The organism is Rhodopirellula sp. SH410, from assembly GCF_055811895.1.
In genome coordinates, this window is record NZ_CM147949.1 from 2049080 (window position 1) to 2061103 (window position 12024).

The 12024-nt window shown below is 58.3% G+C and carries 12 protein-coding genes; 2 read left to right on the plus strand and 10 right to left on the minus strand.

The features are described from left to right. The first annotated feature begins 125 nt into the window (after window positions 1-125). Window positions 126-638: a hypothetical protein gene (locus tag SH410x_RS07720; RefSeq protein WP_473675914.1), complete on the plus strand. Its 513-nt coding sequence runs from the start codon at window positions 126-128 to the stop codon at window positions 636-638. Between the two features lie 36 nt (window positions 639-674). On the opposite strand, the gene SH410x_RS07725 is transcribed toward SH410x_RS07720, so the two are convergent. From SH410x_RS07725 to SH410x_RS07770, 10 genes are all read right to left on the minus strand, one after another. Then, a complete protein-coding gene (locus tag SH410x_RS07725; protein ID WP_473675916.1) occupies window positions 675-1805 on the minus strand; it encodes a Gfo/Idh/MocA family protein in 1131 nt (376 codons plus the stop codon). 134 nt (window positions 1806-1939) lie between these two features. Then, window positions 1940-2998, minus strand: a complete 1059-nt coding sequence (locus SH410x_RS07730) for a sugar phosphate isomerase/epimerase family protein (RefSeq protein ID WP_473675917.1) — start codon at window positions 2996-2998, stop codon at window positions 1940-1942. Window positions 2999-3151: 153 nt separating this feature from the next. Beyond that, the gene (locus SH410x_RS07735) at window positions 3152-3421 is read right to left on the minus strand and encodes a WXG100 family type VII secretion target (RefSeq protein ID WP_473675918.1); all 270 of its coding nucleotides are present in this window, start codon (window positions 3419-3421) and stop codon (window positions 3152-3154) included. Window positions 3422-3433: 12 nt separating this feature from the next. Next, window positions 3434-4186: a tetratricopeptide repeat protein gene (locus SH410x_RS07740; RefSeq protein WP_473675920.1), complete on the minus strand. Its 753-nt coding sequence runs from the start codon at window positions 4184-4186 to the stop codon at window positions 3434-3436. 95 nt (window positions 4187-4281) lie between these two features. After that, window positions 4282-5475: an iron-containing alcohol dehydrogenase gene (locus tag SH410x_RS07745; RefSeq protein WP_473675922.1), complete on the minus strand. Its 1194-nt coding sequence runs from the start codon at window positions 5473-5475 to the stop codon at window positions 4282-4284. 542 nt (window positions 5476-6017) lie between these two features. Beyond that, entirely contained in the window at window positions 6018-6887 is an 870-nt protein-coding gene (locus SH410x_RS07750; RefSeq protein WP_473675923.1) for a hypothetical protein, read from the minus strand. Window positions 6888-7127: 240 nt separating this feature from the next. Continuing rightward, window positions 7128-7280, minus strand: a complete 153-nt coding sequence (gene ykgO, locus SH410x_RS07755; RefSeq protein ID WP_040763550.1) for a type B 50S ribosomal protein L36 — start codon at window positions 7278-7280, stop codon at window positions 7128-7130. 111 nt (window positions 7281-7391) lie between these two features. Continuing rightward, on the minus strand, window positions 7392-9059 hold the full coding sequence (locus tag SH410x_RS07760) for a hypothetical protein (RefSeq protein WP_473675925.1): 1668 nt from the start codon (window positions 9057-9059) through the stop codon (window positions 7392-7394). A gap of 60 nt (window positions 9060-9119) precedes the next feature. Further along, the gene (locus SH410x_RS07765; protein WP_473675927.1) at window positions 9120-9779 is read right to left on the minus strand and encodes an FHA domain-containing protein; all 660 of its coding nucleotides are present in this window, start codon (window positions 9777-9779) and stop codon (window positions 9120-9122) included. Window positions 9780-10044: 265 nt separating this feature from the next. After that, window positions 10045-11484 carry a class I SAM-dependent rRNA methyltransferase gene (locus SH410x_RS07770; protein ID WP_473675929.1) on the minus strand — a complete coding sequence of 480 codons (1440 nt, stop codon included), beginning with the start codon at window positions 11482-11484 and terminating at the stop codon, window positions 10045-10047. A gap of 262 nt (window positions 11485-11746) precedes the next feature. Between SH410x_RS07770 and SH410x_RS07775 the strand changes: the two genes are divergently transcribed. After that, window positions 11747-12022, plus strand: a complete 276-nt coding sequence (locus SH410x_RS07775; RefSeq protein ID WP_473675931.1) for a ferredoxin family protein — start codon at window positions 11747-11749, stop codon at window positions 12020-12022. Window positions 12023-12024: the final 2 nt, after the last annotated feature.

The window sequence follows — 12024 nt, forward strand, 5'->3', positions numbered from 1 at the left end:
ACGCTCGCCGGTTGATCGACGCGAGTCCAGTCGACAAGCGATCAGCGACTTCGTCGCATACGAACACCGTTCCCGTTCTTGCTCCTTGCCGATCCATTCGGCATCTCTTCCCTGTGGTGTCTTTCATGCGAAAACGTGGTCCCATTCTCATCGGTTCCGGCATCGCGTTGCTGGTCGCCAGCCAATTCTTCGACTTCGGGCTCGGTTTCCAGGATGGAAGCGGCCCCGAAGACTCCAGCGACCGGGACGCGCAGATCTCGATGGACCCGACCGTTTCTCGATCGCCAGCCGAGTCGCAGCAGGATCTGCTCGAAGAGGCCGCGACCGAAGACGTCATCCCGCAATTCACACCGACTGCCGAGCCGGAGATGGCTGACGTGGTCGATATCTTGATCGACGGGAGTCAGTATCTGGTGATTTCCGAGGCCGGCGAGAGCGAACGCAAGCCGATGACCTTGGACCAAATCGTCGCGATGGCCGCGATCGTCGATGGGGAACCGAGTGGAATCCGCGTTCGCGTAGCGCGTACCCCCAACGCGGTCGCATCGGCGGAAGCCGCTGTGATGAAACGATTGGCAGGGGCCGGGTTAGCGGCAGACCAAATCGATGCCCGGCGGCAGCTCGTCGAGCTGCCCTAGGTGAAACGTCCGCAGGGACTCACGTCCCTGTGCGTTCTAGATGTCTTTCCAGCAACGTTCCTTGGCGCTTTCCAATACCGCATCGCAAACCTTTTGGGTTTCCAACGCGTCTCGGAAATTCGGATGAAACGCTTCACTGGTTTCGAGTGACTTCAGGAAATCGGCGACCTGGTGAATGAACGTGTGTTCGTAGCCAATCTGCAGCCCTGGCACCCACCAGTTGCCCATGTAGGGTTGATCGGCGTCGCTCACGTGGATACTTCGCCAGCCACGCACAATCGAATCGTCGGCATGATCAAAGTATTCGAGTCGATGCAGATCGTGCAGGTCCCAACGCAGCGAAGCCTTCTCGCCGTTAACCTCAAGGGTATACAGTGCTTTGTGCCCACGGGCGTAACGGGTCGACTCAAATAATCCGAGTGAACCGTTGTCGAAGTGGCAGTGGAACATGCAGGCATCGTCGATCGTCACGGGTTGTTTGGCGCCCGTTTCGGCGTGCACACGCTCTTTGACAAATGTTTCGGTCATCGCCGAGACGTCTTTGATGCCACCGTTGAGCCACAGGGCCGTGTCGATGCAGTGTGCCAGCAAATCGCCTGTCACGCCGCTGCCTGCTGCTTCGGCATCGAGTCGCCAGGTCGCTGCACCGCCTTGGGGCACGTCCTCGTTGATCGTCCAGTCTTGCAGGAAATTCGCACGGTAATGGAAGATTTTCCCAAGCCTTCCTTCGTCGATCAGTTGTTTCGCCAAAGCCACCGCGGGGACGCGGCGGTAGTTGTACCAAACCATGTTGGCCACGCCGGCTTTCTCGATCGCCTCACACATTTCAACGCCTTCAGCCACGTTCATGGCCAATGGTTTTTCGCACAACACCATCTTGCCAGCCTGCGCGGCCGCGATGGCGATTTCCTTGTGCAGATTGTTTGGCGTGCAGATGTCGACGGCGTCGATATCGTCGCGAGCGATCAATTTCCGCCAATCGGTTTCGATCGATTCATAGCCTTGTTGGTCCGCAAAGGCTTGGGCCTTTTCTGCATTGCGTGCGCAGACCGCTTTGAGCACTGGTTGGTATTCCAGATCAAAGAATCGATTCGCTTGGCGGTACCCGTTGCTGTGTGTACGGCCCATAAAGCCGTATCCGATCATGCCGATGTTGAGTGGTTTCATAAAATCGTAGTGGATGTCAGTTTGAGTATGAGAAATGAATTTTCGAAACGACTAGTCGTCGTGGCTGGCCTGCAAAATACCCTCGTCGTGTAGCCACGTTTCGAACACGCAGGGATTGAGTGCATCGGCTAGCTCTAAGCTTCGTTCCAGCCATGAGCGTCTTGGACGCTGAGCATCGCCGCGAGAATGCCGTTCCACGTTTCGCCTTGATGCATGACATCGTTGGGGAACATGCAGCCGTCCCAACAGATATGCCGGCAGACTTGCAGCACATCACCGTGTTCGTCGCGCAGCCAATGCCCGGCGTCGACAGGGATGTTTAGTTTGCCGTTGGGATCGTTCGGCAAGCAGTGCCGACCGGTCTTGTCGTGGCTGCCGGTACCATGAACCGTGGCATCGTTCTGAGCGACGTGAAAATCAATCGTCCACGGCCGCAGGGCGTGCGTCAATTCATGCAACGCTGCGGTCTTCTTTTCTTCGTCCTGCCAATCGAAGTCGCGCGGCAAGATCGCATCTTCGGGTGCGTTGTAGCCGAGTAGGTACAACAGCGTGTGTGCCATGTCGGCTTGAAAGCCCAGTCGTTCGGGGTGGCCGACACGCTCGAGCAGGTCGACCATCGCCCGCCAGCTGTGCATTCCACCCCAGCAAATTTCGCCTTCGGCGGCGAGTCGTTCGTCGTATTCCTCAGCGATATCGCAGGCGGCTTTGAAAGTGTCCGCGATCGTGCTCTGGTTTTTCTCGGGGGCTTCGAACCACTGCGCCGTCGGTGTGGCACTGTCGATGCGTACGACGCCATTGGGCCGCACGCCGAGTTGACGTAGCTTGCGACCGATCTCGCAGCCCTTGCGCACCTGCGTCAGGAATGCTTCGACCTCTTCGGGGGTCCCCGCGGCGCTGCCGCCGCCCGTCGGAGTCCATACCGGGGCCACCACGGTGCCGATATCCAGCCCCCGGCTGCGGACTTTCGCGGCCACCTGTTCGAGTTCTTCGTCCGTAGCGTCGATCGAGATATGGGGTTCGCAAAGGAACACATCGACGCCATCAAATTTACGGCCATCCACTTCCGCGGCCGCGGTGAGGTCCAGCATCTCATCGAGTGAAATCACCGGGTTCGCATCGTCGTCACCTTTGCCGACTACGCCCGGCCAAGCTGCGTTGTGCAGTTTGGGGTAAGAATGAGGATGTTGGCTCATTGAATCAAAACCATTGAAAAGTGAGAAAGTTAACTAATAGGGAGCACAGCGCAATGGCCAGTGATTGTATTCTGCTTCGATGGCACGCGTTGCGGCATCACTGGCTTTGAAAATGCTTGCAGGTCCGCCCCATGATTGCAAGTAGTGTATCGCTTACCGCCCTAAATACTGGTCGAGTTGCTCGGCTTTGCGAAGTAGATACGGGATGTGCTGATCGGTCGCTTGGACCAAACGCTGCAGTTGTCGCAACTGATCCTGAAATTCTTGGCTGAACTTTCGCTGCTGCTCATCTCGCCAGGACTGCTCGAGTTGATTCATTTGCGCGGCAAGTGATCCGCCACGCTGCCGGAGTTCTTCCGTAAATTGCGACAATTGGGCCGCAAATTGACGGATTTGGTCGGGGTCTCCGATCGCTTGACTCATCGTGAAATGCTCCTAGGTACGTTGGTTCTTGGTAGGTTCCAGGACCGACGCGAGAGTTGACTTGTAGAGTTCGTGTGTTGCCGATACGCCATGACGATCAGCCAGGTCGATCAGTATCCTCAGTGCTGCGACGCGAACCTTCGGTGGTGAGGGGACGCTTCGCCGCAGCGCTGCCATCCGCAGCCAGTGCATCGATTCGATATCGTTGCCTAAAACCAAATGGCACTTGCCAATCCAATACGCTGCCGCCGAACTATGGGTGTCAACGTTGATCAGGGGCTCGAGCTCTTCGATCGCTGCGGCGTGTTTTTCGAGATCGTAGAGCGCCTCACCGAGCACGAGCCGGAGATGCTGTAGCGAAGGGTCCCGGCTCAGTCTCGCTCGGCAGACCTTCACGCGGCAATTTGCCCAGTCCACTGAGCAGCGGTCGAGGTCTTGGTCGAAGGCTGTGTTTTTAGCTTTCGCCGACATCTCGCGAACCTCCGTCAGCTGCTGGATCGATCTCGCGAGTTGAGCCTCCTCGCATTCCCAGAGCAGATCGAGGTCGTCGGGGAAAACCTCACATCCCAGCTTCAGGATCTTGGTCGCTTGCATCGGCCGACCTTCGCTGCGGTAGATCGTCGCAAGTTCGAGGTAGGCTTCGCGATCAGAGCGAGCGTCTTTGAGGCGATGCTCCAGTGCCTGTCGTCGATTCGGCCCCCCCGCCACGGCGTGGGAAGTCGATTTCTCAGGCGAATCTCCAGCGGGAAGAGCTGATGAGGACATCGGGCGAAATAGGTCGTTGAAGAGGGGGAAGATGCAACCGTATCACTATAACGCAAAAATTCGACCCGAGTTCGTCCGGCGATACCTCGCAGCCCCTACGCCACGTCCTCGTACAAGCCACGCACCGAGTCTGCGTCCAAGGCGATTGGGTTGAACGTGCCCGTCCACTGCTGGAGGGCATCCTCGACGAACAAGTCGAATTGTGACACGGGGATTGATAACTCGCTCAACGAGGTCGCCAGGCCCGCCGCTCGCACCCATCCCTCGACCAGGTCGGCCAAGCGATCGGGGGCCTCTTCTACCCGCAGCGGCGGATCCCCCGGCAGTGCAATCTCACGTAGCAACTCCGCGTACCACGGCGCATGCTTTGTCCCATTGAACCGAATGACCGCGGGCAGCATCAACCCGACCGCTTGTCCATGCACAATGTCGTGTCGGGCCGTGAGCGGGTTCGCTGTGGCGTGCGCCGCGCCGAGCATGGAGGTCTCGATCGCCATCCCCGCCAGCGATGCCCCGAGTTGCATATTGCCGCGTGCTACCAAGTCTTCGGGTGATTGCAATACCTGCAGGAATGACTTGGCGAGTAATCCAAACGAGCTGCGGCTGTATGTCGTCGACATCACATTGCGACGAACCGTCACATAGGTTTCGATCGCGTGAGAGATCGCGTCGATACCCGTCAGGCTCGTCACGCGTGCGGGCATCGTGACGGTCAGTTCCGGATCCAGAACCGCGATCCGGCAGGCCGCACGGGGATCGCCGCAGGCCATTTTGACATGGGTTTCGGGGTCGCTGATCAGGGCAAAACTTTGTGTTTCGCTGCCCGTCCCGCCCGTCGTGGGGACCGCGATCATGGGCAGTAAATCGGCGGTCGCCTTGCCGACGCCATGGTAGTCGTGGATCGAGCCACCGCAGCTGTAAACGAAATTAATGCCCTTGCAGCAATCCAGGCTACTGCCCCCGCCCAAACCGATCAGCAAATCCGGCGCAAACGCCGCTGCGACCACAACTCCAGCGTCGACCATTGCCGACGTCGGGTTCTCCGCGAAATCGTGAAATGAGCCGACCGCCAACCCGGCTCGCTGCAGCGAATCGGCGATGTGCTGGAAATGGCCAGCTGCGATAATTCCCGCATCACTGACAACCATCACGCGTTTGGCTCCCAGCGAAACAGCGAATTCTGCGATCCGGGCAGAAGAACCTGGGCCGAAGACTAATCGCGTTCGCGGTTGGAAATCAAACGGAGCCTGACAAGTCAATTCGGCGGTGGATACGTTGGACGTGGTCATATCGCCTTGAAAATCAAGTGTTCCCACGCTCCCGCGGTGTTTCGCGGAAATGCGGCAGGGATGATGATGAAATACGACGACCATCCTGCCGAGGATGAGCCGATCACGCCAGCCCCCCATGACGGTCAATCGTCGAGCGATCTCGCCGCCGCTTGGCACCGTAGACGGCTCAGGCAGATGCCCTCCAGGCAAACCCGCCACAGGTGGCTCCCGCGGCGGGGGACAACGTGGTCCCCCGACGCTCGGGCAGAGGTTTCGCCGGTCAACGCCTCGTACTTCAATCGGTGCATGCGCATCAGTGTCTGGGATAGAACCCCGCGATGAGCCGATGGAGGCTAGCCCCGGTTATCGTGTGAAACGCGGGGCGTTTCGCAAACCAGGGCCGGCCCATCGGCTAGTTTCAAACGAAAGCTTCTGCACAGGTGCTTACGTTTTGTTTTCAAACGTCTCAACATACGCGTCGAGCGGGTTATCGACCGCTCGACGGCGTTAGTTCGTGGCGATGTGGAATCGCACCACGGTGGGACGCACGGGTTGGCGAATTATCGCCCCCCACCGCGTCCACCACGTCCACCGCCAGCACCGCGGTCACCGCCGCGTCCGCCGTCGGCACCACGGTCACCGCCGCGTCCACCGCCGGCGCCACGGTCACCACCGCGTCCGCCACGATCTCCGAAGTCGAATTCCGCGCCCTTCATTTCCTTGAACTTGGCTTTTTGTTCGCTGGTCAACGTGTTCAGCACCGACTCCTCGACTTGATTTCGGATTTCAGTCATCTTTTCACGCATCGAGTCGCGGTCGCCGGACTCTCTTAATTCATTCATCTTTTCGCGGATGGCGGTTTCTTGCTCGCTGCGGACTTGGTCCAGTTTCTCAACTTGCTGCGAGGTCATGCCGAGTTCCTTTTGAACTTCTGCATCACTGAGGGCCATCACACCACGTTGCTGCAGTGCCAATTCATCGAGCCGTTGCAGTTGCGTAGGCATGAGTACCTCTTCGAGCAACTCGTGCGATTTCGCTGCTTGCTCTTTTTGTGCGGCTTGCATCTTCGCGAAAAACTTTTGGCGTTCTTCTTCGCTGGCATTTCGGAAATCGAAATTGCGAGCGTCTTCACCGCGAGGCTGATCTCGAACTTGCTGTTCGATCTTGTTGATCGCCGCTTCCTGCTCGGCATCCACCTTGATTTCTTTGCGAACTTCGGCAGAACGCAGCAAGGCCATGATGGGGTCACCGCCACGGGTCGGGCCACCAAACCCACGTTGCCCACCACCTTGACGGCCACCTGCACCCCGTCCGCCACCGCCTTCGGTTCGACCGGGCGGCTGAGCGAAAGCCGTTGGGACTTCAGAAATCTCAAGCACGATCGTGATCGCAACGAGAGCAGCTACACCGGTAAATAAACGTGTCTTCATTGGGGGGCCTGCAAGAAAGGGAGGTAGGGGCGAGGAAGTCGCCCGCAAGATTAGTGGACTCCCTAATGCAACCCTTTCGCGTTTACAAAGTTTCGCAAGTAAACGCGGGAAATATCCCAAATAGCGTGGCCAGATCGAGTCGCTCTCGCGATTCATACACGCAAATGCAAACCTGACGCGCTAGCGAGGAATCGGATTGACTTCCTCGCTGGCGCGTCGGGTTCGCGAATCAGAAAGCGATTAGCGGCGTGCTTTCTTAACCTTTGCGCCGCCTTGGCGGACTTTGAATTTCGGATTGCTCTTGCAGATCACGTAAATCCGGCCACGGCGTTTGACCACTTGGCAATCCGGGTGGCGATACTTCAACGCGCCGATGCTGCTGACGACCTTCATGGGTGGTTCTCTCGGTTGGTGGGCGATGGAAAGAGGGGCCGAAATGCCCCGATAGTTTTGAGGATCGGCAGGATAGCGAATTTTCTGGCGTCGGCAACGCCAAACAAGGGGCTATCGCAACATTTGGTCGAACGCGCTGACCAGTTCATCGAGCGGGAACAGGCAAAATGACAGCTCGCGGCTGGCCAAAATCTGCTCTTCGCTGGCCTCCAGACGCAGTCGCTGCAGTTCAGCTTGCATCTCTTGTCGCTGCGACTGGAGTTGCCGGGCGAACGCTTGATTCACTTCAGTAACGTCGTGTTGCCACTGAGCACGCTTGCCCTGGGGAGGCATGCGCTCCAGTAACTCCCGTTTTTGCTGTATTAAACGTTGGTTGTCGCCTTTTGAGGCGTCCACCCAATTCTCGCCGTGATAGCGGGTGTCTCGAATGCGGCTCTGCAGTGCCTGCATGGTGTGGGGGCGATCGGGGTTCCGATCTTGGCCCGGCAATCGTACCGTCGCGGATACGACCTGGAGCGCTGGCGGAGTGACGCCGAAAAAGTGGCAGATGATACGGTCGGCAAGTTGGTCGTATTTTCCGCCACCGATCCCATGGAGAAACAGGTCGCTGAGCAACAACCGAGCAAACATGGTGGTCATCAAGGCCCGCGGGCGGAGCTTGAATTCGGGGGACGCGGCGTCCACGAGCACCTCGGCCGCCCGGTCGCGGTCGTCTGCTGGCAGGACGATAGACTGCCGCGTCGAGGTGTCGCTACGCAGGTCACTGAGCTCAATCTGCCCCGCGTGGCGGCGAACCCAAACGGCGCGGCGACTGGGGTGATCGTTTCCGTACACCCATAGCGGCAATTCCAGCCACTCGCCGTCGTGACCCAAATTGGGGACCGGGTGGGCGGTGCTGCGGATGCCGTGCCAGGCCCGGTAGTGATCCGCAGCATGGTTGTAGACGTGACGGAATCGTTCGGCATCATCGATCATTTCCATCACGAATCTCGCGAAGGGCATGCCCCGGACGGCAACACCAAGCGGGATTTCGAGCGTCTGCCAGCCCAGATCGGCCTCCAGGCTGTGGCGGGCTTGGGCCAATGCACAGCCGGCGATCTCACAGCGGCGGATCGCCGCCCGAGCATGTGGCCATAACTCGCTCACCAGTGGATTGGGGACCAGCGGCGCAATCGCATGCCGGACTTCTTCGTCGAATCGATCAAACTGCCGCAGATCGCGGATTTTGGCTTGTTCGTAGGGGATCCCCGCGCCGCCTTCGTCATAATGAACGGAACTGGAGTATACCCGTCCAATGGCATCGCGGACGGGAACACGGATCGATCGTCCAGCGGCGACATCATTGTCGATGACTAGGTTGATCGCGTGGGCGCCTAGGTTGCCGCCGATTCGCTGCAATGCAAAATTCTTGAACCACACCCCGGGATGAAACAAGGTTGGTTGATGGCCGGCCATGACGATGGGAGTGGAGTCACTCGCCATGCCGTCTCGACCAGCCTGTGACGCGCCGGGAACGTTCCGATAAGCAGACGTGTACTGCCTCGCGTCGGCGAGCAGTTGGGTGCGAGATTGCCGCTGCAGCCCCGCCCAAAACTCTGATAGTGGCCGATCCAAGTTCCCCTTGAGTAACAGTTCAGCGTCGCCCAAGGGCGGCTGAACGAGAGCACTGTGGTTCTTGCTGCAGGCGCGATAGGCCAGGTAACCGGGCTCAGTAGTGTTGCCGGGACCGGCTCCAAGATCGCGATCAGCACAAGGGACTTCGTTCCAACTAGAGTCCATGGAACCGTCGCGGTTTGTTGTGGAAGTGGGTGGGGTGAGGATGTCTGTCAAAGCGATGCTTCAGGGCCATTGAGGGTCGGTGATCGAACGGTTCAAAGACGCGAGGCGTGATTGAACATCCAGTAAACGCTGCCATGCCGCCTGTTTCAGCAAAACCTGTTCCGTAGCTTCATCCGTTTCCGCGGATTCAATGAGCCGTTCGAGGCGGTGCTGCAGATAGTCCAATATTTCGCATAGCTGCGCTTTCTGACCAGGGGTCAATCCATCAGGAATCGCGGGCAATTCGTCAACCTGTAGGGCTTCGACCGGCAATTGACTTTCGGGTTCCTGATGAAGTTCTACCGCAATGGACTCATCGGATGATTTGATATCACGGCTGTGGGAGCCGCTGCCGCCGCCTATCGATCGCAGCCGTTCGGCAATTTGCTCCTCCGAGCCGAGCAGCATCAGACTGCGTCCCACCGCGATCAAATCACCGTGTCGCAGTATTTTCAATTGACACTCGGCGCCATTGACCTTGGTACCGTTGGTGCTGTCGAGATCCGTCAGCACCAATCGATCATTGTCACGCTGGATTTTTAGATGACAGCGGCTGACACGCTCATCGTTGAGCTGAATGTCGTTGCCTTCCTCGCGGCCGACGGTCAACGGCGTGCTGATGTTCTCAAAAATTTTGCCACGGTCCGACCCGTGCAAAACTTTGATCGTTACATTTGTCACCAATGGCCTCGATCGTGATGAGAGTGATTCGGATTCGATGAACTTCCCGTGGGCCCATTTGCCGCATCCATGACGCGGACTCGTGGGTCAACCTGCGCCAGCAATCTGGTTGGTGCATACGGGTCCTTTTGGGAACCGATCCGAAAACGGGGCTGGCCCTCTCCAGCAACTACTAACAATATAACCAAAAAAGGATGTCGCGTCGCCCCGGTCGATCATCGAGCCCCCGAACGCCCGGATTACGGTCCGGTATTTCCGAACAGTGTTATTGGACCTGCGCAATCACGCATTTCAAATAGTCGCTCTCGGGGCACGAGACGGCACAGGGGTGGTCAGGCGAGGGGCCACGCGATTGCAGGATGATGATGTCCCGCTGGCGTTTTCGCCCGGCGTCGACGAGCATGTTGAGGAAGTCGGAACGGGACACATGCCCCGAGCAACTGCAGGTGACCAGGATGCCGCCGGGGGGCAATAGATCGATTGCAGACATGTTTAGTCTCGCATAGGCACGCAGCGCCGCATCGACTTGGCGGCGGGCGCCCGCGAACCGGGGAGGGTCCAAAACCACCGCATCAAACGTTTCATTTCTCGCCCCGCGAGCTTTCAGGTCGTCGAAACAATCGGCGCGTTCGAACTGTACCTGGTCGAGCGAGTTCTCACTCGCGTTTCGGCGGGCCATCTCCAGTGCCTTCTCGCTGCTATCGACGCCGATCACGTGGCTGGCGCCGGCCCGCGCCGCTGAAAGTGCAAACCCACCGGTGTACGTGCAGATGTCTAGGACACGGCGGCCTGCCATATAACGCGCCGCTTCGGCGTGGTTGGCTTGCTGGTCGAGATAGCCCCCCGTTTTCTGCCCGTCACGCAAGTCAATCGCCATCTTCAAATCATTATGCCGATACCACACCGTATCCGCTTCGGTGACCACCCCATCGGGGGCCGATGGGGCGCACGAGATCCCCCGGCTCCAGGACTCGACTTCCGCGACCTGTGCAGGCGTGATTCCCTCGTGGCGAGCCGTTGCGGCATCGACACGAACGGTAACCCGGGTGCAGGGAGTGCCGTATTTTTCAGCCGCCCGCATGACCTGCTCGATCAAGAACGGCCCCCGCGAGAGCAGTGCTGCGGCGGTAAATTGAATGCTCAAGCAATCGGCGTAGCGATCCACGATCAAGCCGCTGATGCGGTCCGACTCACTGAAGACCAATCGCTCCCCCGCCTCGCTGAGGTCGGTCGTGGGCGTTAATCGGCGGCGTGCGACGGCTTCGTCAATGCGTTGAGCAAACAACGCGTCGTCAATCATTTGATCACGGGAAAAACTGTACAATCGCAAACGCAATCGGCTTGCCGGATTGCACAGACCACGTGCTACCCAATTGCCGTCGTGGTCGAGCAATTCCACCGATTCACCCACTTGGGGGGCCGTGTCGCCCGCGGCGACCGTCGCATCATTCGTGGCGGGGACGGGATCACTACCACCGGACGCGGCAAGCGAAGTGTCGTTTCCTTCCTGCTGACGATGCTTTCGCGACTGCGAAGCGTCTCTCGGCTGCCCAATCGCAGTTGCCAGCACCCAGGGATGTCGCGACAGAAACGGGAAATGGCGGTTGGGTTTGGTCCGTAGCGTCGTGGGCTCAGTCGCCGGTGTGGACGGAGCATGGCTGGGCGTTGAAGGCTCGGCAGGCGTTGGGTCTGGATGCGAATTCACGGAGTTCGAATTTTGAAGTAAGAAGGGCAATGAGAAATAAGTTGGAATTTTCGGTGTTGGCCGGTTGGCCCAAGCCTGATAAATAGGCAAACTAGGCTGCTAGTGATCCGGCTGGTTCGTCGATCTGTTCTCTGCGGCGACTTTTTATGCGAAAGTTTACCCGTCGCGAAGCCGATACTCGACGGGTTGCCGATACCACGACAGCTCGTCATGGCCGCTCGATCACAGCTGTTTTTTCCAAAAATAAACGAAGGTAAAAGTTATGCACGTCGTCGCCGAACCCTGCTCGGGATGCAAGTACACCGATTGTGTCGTCGTTTGTCCGGTGGAGTGTTTCTACGAGGGCGAACAAATGTTGTATATCCACCCGGAGGAGTGCATCGATTGCGAAGCCTGTGTTCCCGAGTGCCCCGTCGAAGCGATCTTCCATGAAGACAATCTACCTGATGAATGGAAGAACTATATCGAAATTAATGCGACGGAATCCGAAAAGTGCGAAGTGATCACTGAAAAGCAAGATCCTTTGGTGGATAACTAACT

What these genes read in the sequence shown, in the direction of transcription:
- SH410x_RS07720 (WP_473675914.1), top strand. Translation starts at nt 126, where the DNA reads ATGCGAAAACGTGGTCCCATTCTCATCGGTTCCGGCATCGCGTTGCTG.
- SH410x_RS07725 (WP_473675916.1), bottom strand. Translation starts at nt 1,805, where the DNA reads ATGAAACCACTCAACATCGGCATGATCGGATACGGCTTTATGGGCCGT.
- SH410x_RS07730 (WP_473675917.1), bottom strand. Translation starts at nt 2,998, where the DNA reads ATGAGCCAACATCCTCATTCTTACCCCAAACTGCACAACGCAGCTTGG.
- SH410x_RS07735 (WP_473675918.1), bottom strand. Translation starts at nt 3,421, where the DNA reads ATGAGTCAAGCGATCGGAGACCCCGACCAAATCCGTCAATTTGCGGCC.
- SH410x_RS07740 (WP_473675920.1), bottom strand. Translation starts at nt 4,186, where the DNA reads ATGTCCTCATCAGCTCTTCCCGCTGGAGATTCGCCTGAGAAATCGACT.
- SH410x_RS07745 (WP_473675922.1), bottom strand. Translation starts at nt 5,475, where the DNA reads ATGACCACGTCCAACGTATCCACCGCCGAATTGACTTGTCAGGCTCCG.
- SH410x_RS07750 (WP_473675923.1), bottom strand. Translation starts at nt 6,887, where the DNA reads ATGAAGACACGTTTATTTACCGGTGTAGCTGCTCTCGTTGCGATCACG.
- ykgO (WP_040763550.1), bottom strand. Translation starts at nt 7,280, where the DNA reads ATGAAGGTCGTCAGCAGCATCGGCGCGTTGAAGTATCGCCACCCGGAT.
- SH410x_RS07760 (WP_473675925.1), bottom strand. Translation starts at nt 9,059, where the DNA reads ATGGACTCTAGTTGGAACGAAGTCCCTTGTGCTGATCGCGATCTTGGA.
- SH410x_RS07775 (WP_473675931.1), top strand. Translation starts at nt 11,747, where the DNA reads ATGCACGTCGTCGCCGAACCCTGCTCGGGATGCAAGTACACCGATTGT.